Source organism: Pseudomonas moorei (assembly GCF_042846945.1).
Lineage (GTDB): Bacteria > Pseudomonadota > Gammaproteobacteria > Pseudomonadales > Pseudomonadaceae > Aquipseudomonas > Aquipseudomonas moorei.
The window spans coordinates 6,492,499-6,509,045 of record NZ_AP035776.1 but is presented as its reverse complement, the minus strand read 5'-3'; the positions used below and the strand labels follow the sequence as shown (position 1 = coordinate 6,509,045).

Genomic DNA, 16,547 nt, shown 5'->3' with positions numbered 1-16,547 from the left:
GGACGTCAACGATGACACCGGAAACCTGACACCCCACGGTGTTGTCAGGTTTATCGCGAGCAAGCTCGCTCCTGCAGGGGGGATACGTGACGGGTGGCCTGTCATCCGTCGCAACCGTTGTAACCGCGTTAATCAAAAAGTTAATAACAATAAAACGAGGATGTAGGGATGAAGATGAAGAACAAGGCCCGGTTGATCTGCCAGGTGTCAGCAGCGGCAGCACTGGTTCTGGCCGGTAATGCGATGGCCGATGAAGCGTTCAGCTCCGACTCCAAGTGGATGACGGGCGATTGGGGTGGCGAGCGTACCAAGCTGATCGAGCAAGGCATCGACATCAAGATGGACTACGTCGGGGAAGTCGGCGGCAACCTGCATGGCGGGTTTAACGACGACAAGACTGCGCGCTACTCCGACCAGTTTGGCCTGGGGGCCGCGCTGGATCTGCAAAAACTGCTGGGCTGGGACAACACCCAGGCCAAGATCCAGCTCACCAACCGTAACGGCGAGAACATTTCCAATGACCGTATCGGTGACCCGCGTGCCGGCACCTTGAGTTCCTCTCAGGAAGTCTACGGTCGTGGCCATATGGTCCGTCTGACCCAGTTGTGGATTCAGCATCAATTCTTCGACAACAAGCTGGACGTCAAGGCCGGTTACTTCGGTGAAGGCGAAGACTTCAACACCTTCCCGTGCGAATTCCAGAACCTGGCGTTCTGCGGTTCCCAGGTGGGTAACTGGGCGACCAACATCTGGTACAACTGGCCGGTCAGCCAGGCGGCGATCCGCGTGAAGTACAACATCAATGACGAGCTCTACGCTCAGATTGGCGCGTACAACCAGAACCCGTCGCAGCTGGAGCACGGTAACGGCTTCAAGCTCAGCGGCAGCGGTACGGCGGGCACCGTGTTGCCGGTCGAACTGGTCTGGTCGCCGAAGGTCAACAGCCTGCCTGGCGAATACCGTGTCGGTTACTACAAAAGTACCGCCCCTGCCAACGACGTGCTCGAGGACGACAATGGCCAGAACGCCGCGACCACCGGCAACCCTTATCGCGTCCACGATAGCAAGCACGGCTACTGGTTCGTCGCGCAACAGCAACTCACCAGCCACAACGGTGATGCTTCTCGCGGTCTGAACATTGCCGCCAACGCCACTTTCCACGACAAGGACACCAACTTCATCGACAACTACCAGTCGCTGATGTTTGTGTACAAGGGCCCGTTCGACGCGCGTCCGAAAGATGATGTGGGCATCGGTTTCGCCCGTATCCATGTCAACGATGACGTGAAGAAAAACGCAGAGCTGGTCAATGCGTCCAATGGCGTTTCGGATTACAACGATCCGGTGTTCTCGCCGATTCGTGAAACCGAATACAACTACGAGATCAACTACGGTTTCCACGTGACCAACTGGCTGACCGTGCGTCCCAACCTGCAATACATCACACACCCGGGTGGTGTGGATGAAGTCGACAACGCGCTGGTGGCCGGCCTGAAAATTCAGTCGGTGTTCTGACGCTGTTGCGATAAGCTCTTCTCCATGTGCGCATTTTTGCGGACAGCCTAGGCTGTCCGCTTTTTTTTGTGCGGACCTTTGGCCAGTCGGCCGCAGTATGAGTACACCCATGTTTTTCAGGACCGTGGCACATGCTTGAGCATCCACTACAACGCTTCTTCAAATCCTTGCGCGAACGTCCGGTGTTTGCGTGGGAGCGCTATCAGAAGCGCGACGTGTTGGTGATCGATCATCCGCTGTGTCAGGCGGTGTTCAGTCGTCAGGGCGCGCAGTTGCTGCATTTCCAGCCCAAGGGTCAGAAACCGTGGCTGTGGTGTGCGGCGAAGTGGCCGCAGGTCGGTGCCATTCGTGGCGGCGTACCGGTGTGCTGGCCGTGGTATGGCCGTCATCCAAGTGAAAATGCCTGGCCATCCCATGGCTGGGCGCGGTTGATCGACTGGAAACTGATCGACAGCAGCCATGATGACGATGGGGTGCGATTGCACTGGCAGCTTCAGCTGTGCGACTGGCAAGTGGACCTGCACGCGCACCTCGGCGAGCGCATGGATCTGCGCCTGAGCACCGAGCATCAGGACAGCCTGCCGTGCCGGCTGAGCCAGGCTTTGCATGCTTACTGGCGTATTGGTGACGTCGGTGAGGTAGCGCTGTCTGGGCTGGAGGGCGCGCAGGGTTATGACCAATTGAATCGGCAGATATGTCAGCAGGAAGGCGAGTTACGCGTGGAGGGCGGCTGTCAGCGAGTGTTCCAGCACGATGGCGAACTGCAGCTCAACGACCACGCCTGGCAGCGGGCATTGTGCATCGACACGGGGGATGCGGCCGATACGGTGGTCTGGCATCCGGGCTCGCGGCCGTTGCTCGGCGTGACCTGGAATGAGGTGTCGGAGTTTGTCTGTGTGGAAGCGGCGAGCGGTGGCACCGACAGCCTGTGCCTGAAGCCGGGGGAGCGAGCGCATTTGAGCTTGCAGGCGCGGGCGGGGGGTTAGATTTGTGCTGTTGCTGCTGGCCCCATCGCCGGCAAGCCAGCTCCCACAGCGTCCGCGCCGAACCTGAAATTCGCGAACGCCCATGAAACCTGTGGGAGCTGGCTTGCCAGCGATGAGGCAGGACCGTTCAGCGCAGATTTCGGATCAATTAAACTCGTCACCCACCGGATACCGGCTCGCATTCAAACTCTCTTTGATCTTGCGCAAATGCGGCTGGAAATCCACGCCACGGCGCAAGGTCATGCCGGTGGCGAGCACGTCCAGCACGGTGAGCTGGATGATCCGCGAAGTCATCGGCATGTAGATGTCAGTGTCTTCCGGCAGCGGAATGTTCAGGCTCAGGGTACTGGCCTTGGCCAGCGGCGAGTTCTCGGCGGTCAAACCCAGCACCGACGCGCCGTTTTCCCGGGCGATGCGCGCCACTTCCACCAGTTCGCGGGTGCGTCCGGTGTAGGAAATGATCACGAACAACTCGCCGGTATGCGCCACCGAAGCAATCATGCGCTGCATCAGCACGTCGGCGTGGGCGGTCACGGCCAGGTTGAAACGAAAGAACTTGTGTTGCGCATCCAGGGCCACCGGGGCCGAGGCGCCGAGGCCGAAGAAGTGAATCTGCCGGGCCTGGATCAACAGGTCGACGGCGCGGCTGATCAGGTTCGGATCGAGGGCCTGGCAGGCACTGTCGAGGGAGGCGATGGCGCTGCCGAAAATTTTCTGGGTGTAGGCTTCCGGATTATCGTCGGCTTCCACCGCACGGCTGACGTACGCCGCGCCACTGGCCAGGCTTTGGGCCAGTTGCAGCTTGAGTTCGGGGTAACCGCTGACGCCGAATGAACGGCAGAACCGGTTGACCGTCGGTTCGCTGACCGAGGCGGCCTGGGCGAGGGCGGCGATGCTGAAGCGAGTGGCCTGCTGTGGGTTGAGCAGGATCACCTCGGCGACTTTGCGTTCGGCCTTGTTCAGCTCTTCAAGGCGATTCTGGATCTGTTCCAGTAAATTTCGCACGCGGTCCATAGTGAGTTTCCTTGATTCACCGGCGCCGATAAGCGCGCGGCTAATGCAAAAAGGGCCTTTGGTGTGGCCCATAACGGTGGCCTATCCTACTGATGGCTCTGACCGACCACCACTCGGAATCTGTATTTTGCGAAAATGTTGTGGTTATTACTACATTTTCCCTTGAGTGATGCCTTGAAAAAAGGTATTTGTAGCTTAACTTGATAAAAGAACAAACATCATGCCTTCGATTACGGTTGAACCGTGCACCTTTGCCTTGTTCGGCGCCCTTGGCGACCTGGCCTTGCGCAAGCTGTTTCCTGCCCTTTATCAACTCGATGGTGCGGGCCTCCTGCACGAGGACACGCGGATCATCGCGCTGGCCCGTGAGCCGGGCACCGAACAGCAGCACCTGGCGTTCATCGCCGCCGAGCTGCGCCGCTACGTCGGTGCCAAAGAGCTGGACGATGCCGTGGTCGAACGCTTCCTGGCCCGCCTGAGCTACCTGCACGTCGACTTCCTCAAATCCGAAGACTATGTGGCCCTGGCTGAGATGGCCGGCAGCGCACAGCGGGTGATTGCCTATTTCGCCACGCCGGCAGCGGTGTATGGCGCGATCTGTGAAAACCTGGCGAAGGTCGGCCTGGCGGAAAACACCCGCGTGGTGCTGGAAAAACCCATCGGTTCGGACCTGGAATCCTCGCGCAAGGTCAACGATGCCGTGGCGCAGTTCTTCCCGGAAAATCGCACTTATCGCATCGACCACTACCTGGGCAAGGAAACGGTCCAGAACCTGATCGCCCTGCGTTTCGCCAACAGCCTGTTCGAAACCCAGTGGAACCAGAACTACATCTCCCACGTGGAAATCACCGTGGCCGAGAAGGTCGGGATCGAAGGCCGCTGGGGTTACTTCGACAAGGCCGGTCAGCTGCGGGACATGATCCAGAATCACCTGCTGCAACTGCTCTGCCTGATCGCCATGGATCCGCCGGCCGACCTGTCCGCCGACAGCATCCGCGACGAGAAAGTCAAAGTCCTCAAGGCGCTGGCGCCGATCAGCCCGGAAGGCCTGACCACTCAAGTGGTGCGCGGCCAGTACATCGCCGGCTACAGCGAAGGCAAACCGGTGCCGGGTTACCTGGAAGAACCCAATTCCAACACCCAGAGCGACACCGAAACCTTCGTCGCCCTGCGTGCCGACATCCGCAACTGGCGCTGGGCCGGCGTGCCGTTCTACTTGCGTACCGGCAAGCGCATGCCGCAGAAGCTCTCGCAGATCGTCATCCACTTCAAGGAACCGTCGCATTACATCTTCGCTCCCGAGCAACGCCTGCAAATCAGCAACAAGCTGATTATCCGCCTGCAACCGGACGAAGGCATTTCCTTGCGTGTCATGACCAAAGAACAAGGCCTGGACAAGGGCATGCAGCTGCGCAGCGGTCCGTTGCAGCTGAATTTTTCCGACACCTGGCGCAGCGCACGGATTCCCGATGCCTACGAGCGGTTGTTGCTGGAAGTGATGCGCGGCAATCAGAACCTGTTTGTCCGTAAAGATGAAATCGAAGCCGCGTGGAAGTGGTGTGACCAGTTGATCGCCGGGTGGAAAAAATCCGGTGATGCGCCCAAGCCGTACGCGGCCGGGTCCTGGGGGCCGATGAGCTCCATTGCTCTGATCACGCGGGACGGGAGGTCGTGGTATGGCGATATCTGATTTGAAACTGCCTCAGGGCGTCAGCGCCCGTGAGTTCAAGAACCCGGCGCAACTGGCTGAAGGCCTGGCGCTGGGCGTGGCCAAACAACTGCGTGAGGCCATCGACGCCCAAGGCACCGCAACACTGGTGGTGTCCGGGGGGCGTAGCCCGGTGGCGTTTTTCCAGCACCTGGCCAAGCAGGCGCTGGACTGGTCGAACGTGGTGGTCAGCCTGGCGGATGAGCGTTGGGTACCGATCGAGCACGCCGACAGCAATGCCGGCCTGCTGAAGAAGTATCTGCTGCAAGGGCCGGCGGCCAAGGCGCAGTTCCTGAGCCTTTACAGCGCCACTGCCAACCTTGAACAGGCGGCTGAACAGGCCGACCGTTTGCTGGCTGAATTGCCGGCAATCGATGTGCTGGTGCTGGGCATGGGCGATGACGGTCATACCGCGTCGCTGTTCCCCAATAGCCCTAACCTCGCCGACGCCTTGAAAGCCGATGGCACGCGTCGTTGCTACCCGATGCTGGCGCCGACCGTGCCGCATCAGCGCCTGACCATGAGTCGTGCGCTGCTGGCTTCGGCCAAACATAAAGTGCTGTCGATTTCCGGTCAGTCGAAGCTGACCACCCTGAACACCGCACTGGCTGGTGACGATGTCGCCGCATTGCCGATTCGCGCGTTTTTGCAACCCACGTTAGAGATTTACTGGTGCCCATGAGCCAAGGAACAGCCGCTATGACAAACCCATCCCCGACCGTTTCCATGGCGGACAAAGTTGAACTGATCGACAGCCTCTGTGCCAAGGCGCGGATTCTGCCGGTGATCACCATCGCTCGCGAGCAGGACATTCTGCCGCTGGCCGATGCGCTCGCCGCCGGTGGCCTGACCGCGCTGGAAGTGACCCTGCGTTCGCAGTTCGGCCTCAAGGCCATCCAGATCCTGCGTGAGCAGCGTCCGGAACTGGTGACCGGTGCCGGCACCGTGCTCGATCGCCACATGCTGGCGGCGGCGGAAGCTGCCGGTTCGCAGTTCATCGTGACGCCGGGCATCACCCGTGACCTGCTGGAAGCCAGCGTCGCCAGCCCGATTCCACTGTTGCCGGGCATCAGCAACGCTTCGGGCATCATGGAAGGCTATGGTCTGGGCTATCGCCGCTTCAAGCTGTTCCCGGCTGAAGTCAGCGGCGGCGTCGCGGCCATCAAGGCACTGGGCGGCCCGTTCGGCGAAGTGAAATTCTGCCCGACCGGCGGCGTCGGCCCGGCCAATATCAAAAGCTACATGGCGCTGAAGAACGTCATGTGCGTGGGCGGTAGCTGGATGCTTGATCCCGAGTGGATCAAGAACGGCGACTGGGCCCGCATTCAGGAATGCACCGCCGAAGCCTTGGCGCTGCTGGACTGATCCGCTTCACCTGACACCTCGTTGTGTGTTCTACGGCTTTTCGGTGCGCTTGGTCGGCGCACCGTTTTTTTTGCCCGCAAAAAAACAGGTGTGCGAGCACGTTCGCTCCCACAGGGACATCATGCGATACATACTTACCGCATGACGTGTTTTGGCCAGTGCTAGCCTGCGTTCATCTTATGGAAGAGAGAACGTCATGGACGACAACACTTCGGCAGCACCCGTTTACCTGCTTTCCCCGGAACAGATTGCCGGCCCCTATTTCCGCAACCCGAAACTGATCAGACGCAATATCAGCGAAGGTGCCGATGGCATTCCGCTGGTGTTGCGGCTGGCCATCGTCGACGCCATGACCGGCCAGCCCGTCACCGACGCGCTGGTGGACATCTGGCACTGCAATGCACGGGGGGCGTATTCCGGCTGGAGCAAGGTCAATCCGGATGTGGAAGTTGATGCCGAAGACATCGGCTCGGTCCCGCGAACCGACGACGATACGTACCTGCGCGGCGGGCAATTCACCGACAAGAAAGGCATCGCCCGGTTCACCACGATCTGTCCGGGGTTTTATGCCGGCCGCACCTTGCACATCCATGTCGCCGTTCGCATCACCAGCGGTAACAACTACCTGCAGGAGCGACACGTCGCGTGGGTCGGTCAGTTGTACTTCCCCGAGGTCGCCGCGCGCTCGGTGCTCAATGCCCGGGAGTACAGCGGTCGCGCCATCCCCGCACTGAGTAACGATCAAGACTTTTTCTATCAGAACATGGGCGGCGAAGCCTCGACCCTGAACATCCACACTCTCGGTCGAGACTCCAATGAAGACGGCTTTTTCGGGCAGATGACCATTGGCATCGACACCTTCGCGGCGTCATCCCGGATCAAGCCCGAGGACTTCGACAAGTTCACGGTGTGAGTCAACTCAGCTCGGTCAGCGCCGTGATCAGTTGGGCCATGTCGGCAGCGGTGGTGGTCAGTCCCGGCGTAATGCGAATGCAGGGACCGCAGGCCGCGCCGCTGCGCATCACGGTGAACAGGTTGTAGTCGTTGAGCAGCCTCTCGACCATCAGCTGCTGATCGTTGTGTGCAGTGAAACGCATCGAGGTGATGCCGCAATACAGTCTTGGGTCATCCGGTGTCATCACTTCAATGCCCGGCAGCTCATGCGCTGCTCGAACCCACAGGTTGCGCAGGTAATTGAGCCGCATCCCCTTGGCGGCGGCACCGCCCATGGCCCAATGCTCCTCAAGCACCAGCGGCAGGGTCAGCAACGCCGGGATGTTCGGGGTGCTGTAAGGCGTGCGGGCGCGAATGTCGGTCATCGGGTAATGCATCTCGCCCATGTCCGGGTCGATGTCAGCGAGGCGTTCAGGGGCAATGTAGAGGAAGCCCAGGGTTAGCGGCGCGCCGATCCACTTGTGCAGGTTATAGGCGGCGAAAGCGATGCCAAGCTCTTCAAGATCGAACTCCAACTGGCCCAATGCATGGGCTCCATCGAGAATCACGTCGACCCCGTGTTCCCTGGCTGCGGCGGCAATCGCCTGTACCGGCATCACCAGACCCGTGCGATGGGTGACGTGGGTCAGGGCCATCAGCTTGAGCCGTGGATAACGCTCGAAAGCATCGCGGTAGGTGGTCAGCAAACTGTCGAAGCTGGCGGGATGCCGGTGTTCGATCTCGATCACTTCGACGCCGCGATGATGCGCCAGCCAGCGGATGGCGCCCTTGACCGTGTCGTACTCCAGATCACACATCAACACCTGGTCGCCCGGCTGAAGGCGGTTGTAGTTACGGATCAGTGACTGCAAGCCGTCCGAGGCATTACGGGTAAGCGCGACAGCTTCGGCGGGCACGTCAATCAGTTCGGCCACCTGTGCACGGATCTTCAGGCCGTCGCTCGCCTCGAAGCGCTGGCGTACGTACACCGAGTTACTGCGGTTGATCAGCTCGATGTTGCGCTGATATTCCTCGACCACCGTGCGCGACATGCGTCCGAAGTAACCGTTTTCCAGGTTGATCGGGCCGGGCTGGACATCGTAGCGATCGGCGAACGTCCGCCAGAAGGATTCATCACGGGCACGGCGGGTGTTATCGGGCATGGGCAACTCGAAGAGTGGATGTCAATGACGTGGTGCAGGTTTGCCATGTTTGGCGCGCAAGGGTTCGAGCAATTCAGACAAGCCGTTGTGATCGATTTCCTGCATCAAGGCCAACAGACCGCCCAATTCGCCGTGGGGAAATCCTTCCCGGGCAAACCAGTTCAGGTAGGGGCCGGGCAGGTCGGCAATGATTCGGCCCTTGTATTTGCCGAAGGGCATCTGGCGAGTCATCAGCAATTCGAGTTTTTCAGGGTTCATCTATCAATCGCCTGGATTCAATCAGTCTGGAAAATACAGGCATTCTGCATGCAGGCCAAATGACAGATCATGCAAAAGAAACGGATACAGATTTAGCCGATATTCATAACTGATTGAAATACATAGGGTAATTTCTCAGTCGAAAGCTGGCATGCGAGGTGCAACACCTATAGCACCTTTCATCCAACCGCAAGGAATTGAAAAATGACCGACGTGAATAAAGAAGCGATTTCTGTACTCAACGACCTGATTGAAACCAGCAAGGACGGTCAGGAAGGGTTCAAGACTTGCGCTGAAGACATTAAACACCCAGAACTCAAGACCCTGTTCGTGCAACGTTCCGCCGAGTGCGCCACGGCGGCTTCCGAACTGCAGAATGCGGTTCGTTCCATGGGCGGCGATCCGGAAACGTCCACCAGTGTCAGCGGCGACTTGCACCGTCGCTGGGTCGACGTGAAGTCGATGTTCACCGGCAAAGACGAAGAAGCCGTGCTCAATGAAGCCGAGCGTGGTGAAGACCATGCCTTGAAGGCCTACCGAGAAGCCATGGAGAAAATCAACAAGCATAACCTGGTGGGTATTCGCGACCTCGTTGAGCGTCAGTATCACGGCGTGCAACGCAATCACGATCAGGTAAAAGCCCTGCGTAACCAGGCGCGCGCACGCTCGTAAGCGTACGTTTGCTGTCAAAAACGCCAGCCAGTCTGGCGTTTTTTTGTGCCTTGGAATGAGTGCTGGACGGGATATGGATAGCTAGCTAATAATTTGTTTCTCAAGTTGTTCACCGAAGCCGTCTATCGTTAAATCGTCCCTTCAAGAGTCCATTTCGTGCCTATCACTTTCCAGGCCTTGTTTGCGCCTGACCTCCGCGCTGTGCAATTCGCGATCAAGACCCTGATCGGCGGAGGCCTGGCGCTGTGGCTGGCCTTGCGTTGGGGACTGGAGCAACCGGCCTGGGCGCTGATGACGGCGTTCATCGTGGCGCAGCCATTGTCCGGCATGGTGCTGCAAAAGGGCTTGGCGCGACTGCTGGGTACGTTGGTCGGGACGATCATGTCGGTGGTGTTCATGGGCATTTTCGCCCAGGCGCCGTGGCTGTTCCTGTTGGCCTTGGCGCTGTGGCTCGGGCTGTGCACGGCGAGTTCGACCTTGCTTCGCAGTGCCTGGTCCTATTCATTTGTACTGGCCGGCTACACGGTGGCGATCATTGCCTTGCCGGCCATTGCCCATCCGCTGACGGTGTTCGATCAGGCCGTGGCGCGCTGCACGGAAATTAGCCTGGGGATTGTCTGTGCCACCGCCAGCAGCGCCTTGCTCTGGCCGATGCGGGTCGAGCTGCAACTGGCAGATCAGGCCCGTGCGGCCTGGCGAAGTGGTATGAACGCCGCGCGCGCGACCCTGGCCGGCGATGGTCAGGCGCGAAAGGGTTTGCTGGAAATCCTCGGCCGAATCGTCGCGGTAGATGCCCAGCGCGAACACGCCTGGTTTGAAGGCCGTCGCGGCCGGCAACGTGCGCGCGCCATCAGTGGTCTGAGTCAGAAACTGTTGATGCTGCTGCGCATCGCCCGTTCGGTACGTCGTCAGTGGAAGCAGTTGGTGCCCCAGGAATCGGCGCAATTATTGCCCTGGATGAGCGAAGTCCAGGAGGCACTGAACGGTGGCGATCCCGCGACGTTGCAAGCCTTGCGCCCACGCTTGCTTGATGCGTCCCATGACCCGCACATAAGCTCCGCGCAAAGCTATTGCCTGGTGCGGCTGACCTTGTTGATGGACACCGCGCTGGCGGCCGGTATGGCGCTGCAAGCGGTGGAGCAGGGCGGTGAAACCCTTGACCCGCCACGATCCCTGACCCCGCACCGTGACTTGTCCCTGGCGCTGGTGTTCGGTGCCCGCAGCGCGCTGGCCTTTCTGGTGGTTTCGAGTTTCTGGCTGGCGACGGCATGGCCCGCCGCGACTGGGGCGTTAGTGCTGACGTGTGTGGTGTGCAGCCTGTTCGCCAGCCGTGAGAACGGCGCGCAGATCGGCATGAGTTTCATGCGCGGGATTTTCCTGGCCATCCCGGCGGCCTTCATCGTCGGGCAGATCCTGCTGCCACAATGGAGCGGTTTCGCGATGCTCTGCATGGGCCTGGGCGTGCCATTGTTTTTCGGGGCGCTGGGCATGGCCAAACCGCAGATTGGCGCCACGGCGACCTCGTTCTGCCTGCACTTCATTGTGCTGGTGGCACCGTTGAATCAGATGAGTTTTGACGTTGCGGTGTTTTTCAACAGTGCGCAAGCCATGGTGATCGGCGTGGGGGCGGCGGTGCTGGCGTTTCATTTGCTGATCCTGCGTAATCCGACCTGGCATGGCCGACGCCTGTTGGCCGCGACCCTTGACGACCTGGTGCGCCTGACCCGGCGCAATCTGGCCGGGGCCGAGAGCTGGTTCGGCGGGCGCATGGCTGATCGTTTGCTGCAATTGGCGCGGCATTATCCGGAGCTGCCGGAGCCGGCACGCAGTCGCTGGGACGATGGCTTGCTGGGCCTGGACATCGGCGATGAACTGCTGCACCTGCGCTTGAGCCTGGCGGTGGCGCAGTTACCGGTCAGCGCGCCGCAACAGCGTTATCTGGAACAACTGGAAAAAGTCCTGCAACAAGGCCCGGCCGGCAGTCGCGCCGAGGCGTTGGCCGAGTCGAGCGAAATCTTGTTGCAAACCCTGTATGCCTTGCCCCCTGACGACGCGGTGAAGCTGGCCCAGGGCGCGGTGCTGCAATTGCAAAACAGCTGGCGTGCCTGGTGCCGCCAGCAGGAGGAGGTTCATGGGCTTGCGTGAGTGGGCGGTGGGCGGCGTGCTGCTCAGTCCGTTTCTGATTTATGTGGTGCTGGCGCTGCTGGTGACGGGCGCCTTGCGCCTGCTGTTGCGGCTGACCCCGATGAGTCGCTGGATCTGGCATGAAGCTCTCTTCGATTGCGCCTTGTACGTCTGTGTATTGACCGGGATCACCGTCGTCCTCGGTCCCTTATAAGGAGTTGAATATGCGTACCCCCGTACGTGTCGCAGTTACCCTGTGTCTGGTGGCAGTGGCGATTTTTGCCGGGTTCCATTTATGGCAGTACTACATGCTCACGCCCTGGACTCGCGATGCGCGAATCCGTGCCGATGTGGTGGTGATTTCCCCTGACGTGTCGGGTTGGGTGCGAGAACTCAAGGCTTATGACAATCAACAGGTGAAGGCCGGCGATCTGCTGTTGAGTATCGACCGTGACCGTTTCGAAGCCGCGCTCGAGAAGGCTCAGGCGGTGGTGCAGACCCGCCAGCAACAACTCAGTTTGCGTGAGCGCGAAGCCAGCCGTCGTGCCAGTCTCGGGCCGCAAGCGATCAGTGCCGAACTGCGTGAGAACGCACAAATCAATGCTGGCATCGCCCGTGGCGAACTGCGTGAAGCCCAGGCTGAAGCCAAGATGGCGGAAATCAACCTGGCCCGCAGCCAGGTCCACGCGCCGCGCAATGGCCACATCACCAACCTGCGCCTGGCCGAAGGCAATTACGTAAATGCCGGGCAGTCGGTGATGGCGTTGATCGACGATTCAACCTTCTATGTGCAAGCGTATTTCGAAGAAACCAAGCTGCCGCGGATTCGCGTCGGCGATCCGGTGAAAGTCTGGTTGATGAGCGCCGGGGAGGCGTTGCAGGGACACGTGGAAAGCATCAGCCGCGGCATTACCGATCGCAATACCACGCCCGATGGTCAATTGCTGGCGGAAGTGGAGCCGACTTTCAACTGGGTCAGGCTGGCGCAACGGATTCCGGTGCGGATCAAGCTGGACAAGGTGCCCGAAGGACTGAATCTGAGTGCCGGGATGACGGCGAGCGTGCAAGTGCAGGAGGGTGAGCGCTGAATTGTGCCTGAGGCGAGGAAGCTTGCTCCCTCGCCTCAGGTTAGTGGTGGATCAACCGATGCTGATCGCCGGCAACTCGGTCAGGGTCACGCTCTGCTGTTTGCGCGGCGCCAGAATCTCCGCTTCGCCATCCACCACCAACTCATCACGCTGGTTGAACACGCGAGTGGCAATACGTACACGAAACTTCGGCAGTTTCTCGAGAATCTCCAGGCGCACCGTCAGGGTGTCGCCAATCTTCACCGGCTTCTGAAAGCTCATCTGTTGGCCGATGTAAATGGTGCCCGGCCCAGGCAACTCGCAAGCCACTGCCGCACTGATCAGTGCGCCGCTGAACATGCCGTGGGCGATACGCTCCTTGAACATGGTGCTGGCGGCGTATTCGGCGTCCAGGTGTACCGGATTGTGGTCGCCCGACATCGCGGCGAACAACTGAATGTCGCGCTCTTCGACGGTTTTGCTGTAGCTGGCGGTCTGGCCGACTTCGAGGGCTTCGTAAGGGGTGTTGGTAACCTGGGTCATCTGTCTCAATTCCTGTGACGAATAAAAAAATTCACAAAAAAGCTATTCGGTTCGGGGTGGCCGGCGGTTGCTCAGGGCCTGGGCGATCCAGGCCAGCACGTCGGCGGTCACTTCATCGCGGTTGCTCTCGTTGAACAGTTCGTGTCGCGCCTGCGGGTAAATAGTCAGTTGCAGGCTCTGGCTGCCGGCCTTGCGCAGGGCATTGGCCAGATCTTTCAGACGTTTGCCTTCGCTCACCGGATCACATTCGCCGCCGATCACCAGCAGTGGCAGGCCCGGATCGATCTGAGCGAGATTGGACGCTTTGCTGATTTGCTGCAACCCGCCGAGCAAATCGATCCACAGTTGATTGGTGCAGCGAAAGCCACAGAGCGGGTCATTGGCGTATAGATCGACTTCCGCCGGATCGCGGCTGAGCCAGTCGAACCGGGTGCGCGCCGGGTTGAATTTCTTGTTGAACGAGCCGAATGACAACCATTCGATCAACCTGCTGCGGCCCTTGGGGCCTTGGCGCATACGTTCGAAGCGGGCGATTTGACGCGCTGCGCGATAAAGCGCCACAGGCTGGAAGTTCGAACCACTGAGAATCGCCCCGTGCAGGCTGGCGCTGTGATGCAGCAGATAACCCTGGGCAATGTAGCTGCCCATGCTGTGACCCAGCAGCACAATCGGCACGCCGGGATGCTGCTGGCCGATGTGCTGGTTGAGGCACGCCAGGTCGCCTACCACTTTGACCCAGCCGTCGGTGTCGGCGAAATGGCCGAGGGTCCCGCTTTCGGCAGTTTTGCCATGTCCGCGCAAGTCCGGTGCATACACGCCGTAGCCCTGATCGCAGAATTTTTCCGCCAGGCGTGCATAGCGGCCGCTGTGTTCCGCCATGCCGTGAGCCAACAGGATCACGGCCTTCAGACTGCCTGCCGGTAGCCACTGGTTGACGAAGACACGGCTGTGGTCGCTGGTGGTCAGCCAGAAAGTGTTGTGGATCATGGCGGTTCCTTTCCATAGAGGCGGCAGTACTGCAAGGGATACGGCTTGGTTGCATTGTATAGCGCATCCTGCATCGGGCGTCTGATCAGCCCACGCCACGGCAGGAAGATTCACACGATCTATGACGCCTGTGTGCATATTTGCCTGATTCGCCATAGCTGCTAGTGTCCGTGAAGCTCCGCTTTTCGCTTTTCTGCTTGTAGAGGGATATCGAGAGAAATGACAGAAAAGCGGCCCCGGATAGGTTCAGGTAAAGAGGACAAGAACAATGCAACCTGATTTCTGGAATGACAAACGCCCGGCCGGCGTGCCCCTGGACATTGAAGCGGGTGCCTACAAGTCGGTGATCGAGGTGTTCGAACGTTCCTGCAAGAAGTTTGCTGACCGCCCGGCGTTCAGCAACATGGGTGTCACCCTGACCTACGCTGAACTGGAACGCCATAGCGCGGCCTTCGCCGGTTACCTGCAAGCCCACACCGACCTGGTGCCGGGGGATCGCATCGCGGTGCAGATGCCCAACGTCCTTCATTACCCGATCGCCGTGTTCGGCGCGTTGCGCGCCGGGTTGATCGTGGTCAACACCAACCCGCTGTACACCGCTCGGGAGATGCGTCATCAGTTCAAGGATTCTGGTGCCCGAGCGCTGGTGTACCTGAACATGTTCGGTGCCAAAGTCCAGGAAGTAGTGCCCGACACCGACCTGCAGTACCTGATCGAAGCGAAGATGGGCGACCTGATGCCTGCCGCCAAGGGTTGGCTGGTCAACACCATGGTCAGCAAGGTCAAGAAAATGGTCCCGGCCTATCACTTGCCCCAGGCGATTTCCTTCAAGAGTGCGCTGCGCCTGGGCCGGGGCCTGGGGATCAAGCCGCTGAACGCCGGCCTCAATGACATCGCGGTGCTGCAATACACCGGTGGTACCACCGGGCTGGCCAAGGGCGCGATGCTGACCCACGGCAACCTGGTGGCCAATATGCAGCAGGCGCGGGCCTGCCTCAGTCAGACCGCCGTCGACGGCCACCCGCTGCTGCGCGAAGGCCAGGAAGTGATGATCGCGCCGCTGCCGCTGTACCACATCTATGCCTTCACGGCGAACTGCATGTGCATGATGGTGACGGGCAACCATAACGTGCTGATCACCAATCCGCGGGACATCGGCGGCTTTATCAAGGAACTCAAGAACTGGCGGTTTTCGGCACTGTTGGGCCTCAACACGCTATTTGTCGCGCTGATGGATCATCCGGATTTCAAGACCCTGGATTTCTCCAGCCTCAAGCTCACCAATTCCGGCGGCACCGCGCTGGTCAAGGCCACTGCCGAGCGCTGGGAGCAACTGACCGGGTGCCGCATCACCGAAGGCTACGGCCTGACGGAAACCTCGCCAGTGGCTTGCACCAACCCCTATGGCGACCAGTCGCGCATCGGCACGGTCGGCTTGCCGGTGCCGGGCACCACGCTGAAGGTCATCAACGATGAAGGCGTCGAGCAGCCGTTGGGCGAGCGCGGCGAACTGTGCATCAAGGGCCCGCAGATCATGAAGGGCTACTGGCAGAAGCCCGAAGCCACCGCCGAAGTGCTGGATGCCGAGGGTTGGTTCAAGTCCGGTGATATCGCGGTGATCGACCCGGACGGGTTTGTGCGCATTGTCGATCGCAAGAAGGACATGATCATCGTCTCGGGTTTCAACGTGTACCCGAACGAAATCGAAGACGTGGTCATGGCCCACCCGAAAGTCGCCAACTGCGCGGTCATCGGGGTGCCGGACGAGCGCTCGGGCGAAGCGGTGAAGTTGTTTGTGGTGGCCCGTGAAACGGGTGTCAGCCTTGAAGAGCTGAAGGCGTACTGCAAGGAAAACTTCACGGCGTACAAAGTGCCCAAGCACATCGTGTTGCGTGAGTCGCTGCCAATGACGCCGGTGGGCAAGATCCTGCGACGGGAATTGCGCGATATCGCCTGATCGGTGAATGGCCGCGCTTTGCGCGGATCGGTGTAGGAGCGAGCTTGCTCGCGATGGTCTTGAACCATGACGAGTAAAGCCGGATGCCCCGCAGCGGCCTCGAGCTTTTCGCGAGCAAGCTCGCTCCTGCATAGATTTAAGCCCCGATTTTCGGGGCTTTCAGGGCTTTATAGAATTTTTGCTCTAAAATGACCGCTTGTCATTCTTGAGTCACAAAAGTGACCGTAGAGGCCGCTTTTGGCTCTAGTCGACCCT

The 16,547-nt window shown here is 59.9% G+C and carries 16 protein-coding genes; 11 read left to right on the top strand and 5 right to left on the bottom strand.

What is annotated here, in order from left to right; translation table 11 throughout:
* The first annotated feature begins 168 nt into the window (after positions 1–168).
* Together ACGJAX_RS30410 and ACGJAX_RS30405 are read left to right on the top strand one after the other, a co-directional pair.
* Entirely contained in the window at positions 169–1,515 is a 1,347-nt protein-coding gene (locus tag ACGJAX_RS30410) for a carbohydrate porin (protein WP_090324725.1), read from the top strand.
* Positions 1,516–1,646: 131 nt separating this feature from the next.
* A complete protein-coding gene (locus tag ACGJAX_RS30405; protein ID WP_390957120.1) occupies positions 1,647–2,501 on the top strand; it encodes a D-hexose-6-phosphate mutarotase in 855 nt (284 codons plus the stop codon).
* Between the two features lie 144 nt (positions 2,502–2,645).
* Here the strand turns inward: ACGJAX_RS30405 and ACGJAX_RS30400 are convergent, their stop codons facing one another.
* Positions 2,646–3,506 carry a MurR/RpiR family transcriptional regulator gene (locus ACGJAX_RS30400; RefSeq protein ID WP_170948639.1) on the bottom strand — a complete coding sequence of 287 codons (861 nt, stop codon included), beginning with the start codon at positions 3,504–3,506 and terminating at the stop codon, positions 2,646–2,648.
* A 229-nt stretch (positions 3,507–3,735) separates the two neighbouring features.
* Between ACGJAX_RS30400 and zwf the strand changes: the two genes are divergently transcribed.
* The 4 genes from zwf (at position 3,736) to ACGJAX_RS30380 (ending at position 7,501) form a co-directional block, all read left to right on the top strand.
* The gene (gene zwf / locus ACGJAX_RS30395; protein ID WP_090324722.1) at positions 3,736–5,205 is read left to right on the top strand and encodes a glucose-6-phosphate dehydrogenase; all 1,470 of its coding nucleotides are present in this window, start codon (positions 3,736–3,738) and stop codon (positions 5,203–5,205) included.
* Positions 5,192–5,905: a 6-phosphogluconolactonase gene (gene pgl, locus ACGJAX_RS30390; RefSeq protein WP_090324721.1), complete on the top strand. Its 714-nt coding sequence runs from the start codon at positions 5,192–5,194 to the stop codon at positions 5,903–5,905. The genes zwf and pgl overlap by 14 nt, the downstream gene beginning before the upstream one ends.
* Before the next feature lie 17 nt (positions 5,906–5,922).
* Positions 5,923–6,588: a bifunctional 4-hydroxy-2-oxoglutarate aldolase/2-dehydro-3-deoxy-phosphogluconate aldolase gene (locus ACGJAX_RS30385; RefSeq protein ID WP_090324719.1), complete on the top strand. Its 666-nt coding sequence runs from the start codon at positions 5,923–5,925 to the stop codon at positions 6,586–6,588.
* 196 nt (positions 6,589–6,784) lie between these two features.
* Positions 6,785–7,501 (top strand): intradiol ring-cleavage dioxygenase, encoded by a 717-nt coding sequence (locus ACGJAX_RS30380; protein WP_247257794.1) that lies wholly within the window; start codon positions 6,785–6,787, stop codon positions 7,499–7,501.
* Position 7,502: 1 nt separating this feature from the next.
* Here ACGJAX_RS30380 and ACGJAX_RS30375 read toward each other — a convergent pair whose 3' ends face one another.
* Positions 7,503–8,684: an aminotransferase class V-fold PLP-dependent enzyme gene (locus ACGJAX_RS30375; RefSeq protein ID WP_390957119.1), complete on the bottom strand. Its 1,182-nt coding sequence runs from the start codon at positions 8,682–8,684 to the stop codon at positions 7,503–7,505.
* Between the two features lie 21 nt (positions 8,685–8,705).
* Positions 8,706–8,942, bottom strand: coding sequence for a DUF3820 family protein (locus ACGJAX_RS30370; protein ID WP_247257792.1), 237 nt, complete (start codon positions 8,940–8,942; stop codon positions 8,706–8,708).
* A gap of 204 nt (positions 8,943–9,146) precedes the next feature.
* Between ACGJAX_RS30370 and ACGJAX_RS30365 the strand changes: the two genes are divergently transcribed.
* From ACGJAX_RS30365 to ACGJAX_RS30350, 4 genes are all read left to right on the top strand, one after another.
* Positions 9,147–9,614: a PA2169 family four-helix-bundle protein gene (locus ACGJAX_RS30365; protein ID WP_390957118.1), complete on the top strand. Its 468-nt coding sequence runs from the start codon at positions 9,147–9,149 to the stop codon at positions 9,612–9,614.
* 156 nt (positions 9,615–9,770) lie between these two features.
* Positions 9,771–11,759: an FUSC family protein gene (locus ACGJAX_RS30360; protein ID WP_390957117.1), complete on the top strand. Its 1,989-nt coding sequence runs from the start codon at positions 9,771–9,773 to the stop codon at positions 11,757–11,759.
* The gene (locus ACGJAX_RS30355; RefSeq protein WP_090324710.1) at positions 11,746–11,952 is read left to right on the top strand and encodes a DUF1656 domain-containing protein; all 207 of its coding nucleotides are present in this window, start codon (positions 11,746–11,748) and stop codon (positions 11,950–11,952) included. The genes ACGJAX_RS30360 and ACGJAX_RS30355 overlap by 14 nt, the downstream gene beginning before the upstream one ends.
* A 10-nt stretch (positions 11,953–11,962) precedes the next feature.
* A complete protein-coding gene (locus ACGJAX_RS30350; RefSeq protein WP_090324709.1) occupies positions 11,963–12,826 on the top strand; it encodes an HlyD family secretion protein in 864 nt (287 codons plus the stop codon).
* Positions 12,827–12,877: 51 nt separating this feature from the next.
* On the opposite strand, the gene ACGJAX_RS30345 is transcribed toward ACGJAX_RS30350, so the two are convergent.
* Complete coding sequence (locus tag ACGJAX_RS30345) at positions 12,878–13,348, bottom strand: MaoC family dehydratase (RefSeq protein ID WP_090324707.1); 471 nt, start codon at positions 13,346–13,348, stop codon at positions 12,878–12,880.
* A 42-nt stretch (positions 13,349–13,390) separates the two neighbouring features.
* A complete protein-coding gene (locus tag ACGJAX_RS30340) occupies positions 13,391–14,335 on the bottom strand; it encodes an alpha/beta fold hydrolase (protein WP_390957116.1) in 945 nt (314 codons plus the stop codon).
* A gap of 268 nt (positions 14,336–14,603) precedes the next feature.
* Between ACGJAX_RS30340 and fadD2 the strand changes: the two genes are divergently transcribed.
* Positions 14,604–16,292 carry a long-chain-fatty-acid--CoA ligase FadD2 gene (fadD2, locus tag ACGJAX_RS30335; protein ID WP_390957115.1) on the top strand — a complete coding sequence of 563 codons (1,689 nt, stop codon included), beginning with the start codon at positions 14,604–14,606 and terminating at the stop codon, positions 16,290–16,292.
* Positions 16,293–16,547: the final 255 nt, after the last annotated feature.

Coding starts and splice junctions, on each gene's coding strand:
- ACGJAX_RS30410 (WP_090324725.1), top strand. CDS start 169: ATGAAGATGAAGAACAAGGCCCGGTTGATCTGCCAGGTGTCAGCAGCG.
- ACGJAX_RS30405 (WP_390957120.1), top strand. CDS start 1,647: ATGCTTGAGCATCCACTACAACGCTTCTTCAAATCCTTGCGCGAACGT.
- zwf (WP_090324722.1), top strand. CDS start 3,736: ATGCCTTCGATTACGGTTGAACCGTGCACCTTTGCCTTGTTCGGCGCC.
- pgl (WP_090324721.1), top strand. CDS start 5,192: ATGGCGATATCTGATTTGAAACTGCCTCAGGGCGTCAGCGCCCGTGAG.
- ACGJAX_RS30385 (WP_090324719.1), top strand. CDS start 5,923: ATGACAAACCCATCCCCGACCGTTTCCATGGCGGACAAAGTTGAACTG.
- ACGJAX_RS30380 (WP_247257794.1), top strand. CDS start 6,785: ATGGACGACAACACTTCGGCAGCACCCGTTTACCTGCTTTCCCCGGAA.
- ACGJAX_RS30375 (WP_390957119.1), bottom strand. CDS start 8,684: ATGCCCGATAACACCCGCCGTGCCCGTGATGAATCCTTCTGGCGGACG.
- ACGJAX_RS30370 (WP_247257792.1), bottom strand. CDS start 8,942: ATGAACCCTGAAAAACTCGAATTGCTGATGACTCGCCAGATGCCCTTC.
- ACGJAX_RS30365 (WP_390957118.1), top strand. CDS start 9,147: ATGACCGACGTGAATAAAGAAGCGATTTCTGTACTCAACGACCTGATT.
- ACGJAX_RS30355 (WP_090324710.1), top strand. CDS start 11,746: ATGGGCTTGCGTGAGTGGGCGGTGGGCGGCGTGCTGCTCAGTCCGTTT.
- ACGJAX_RS30350 (WP_090324709.1), top strand. CDS start 11,963: ATGCGTACCCCCGTACGTGTCGCAGTTACCCTGTGTCTGGTGGCAGTG.
- ACGJAX_RS30345 (WP_090324707.1), bottom strand. CDS start 13,348: ATGACCCAGGTTACCAACACCCCTTACGAAGCCCTCGAAGTCGGCCAG.
- ACGJAX_RS30340 (WP_390957116.1), bottom strand. CDS start 14,335: ATGATCCACAACACTTTCTGGCTGACCACCAGCGACCACAGCCGTGTC.
- fadD2 (WP_390957115.1), top strand. CDS start 14,604: ATGCAACCTGATTTCTGGAATGACAAACGCCCGGCCGGCGTGCCCCTG.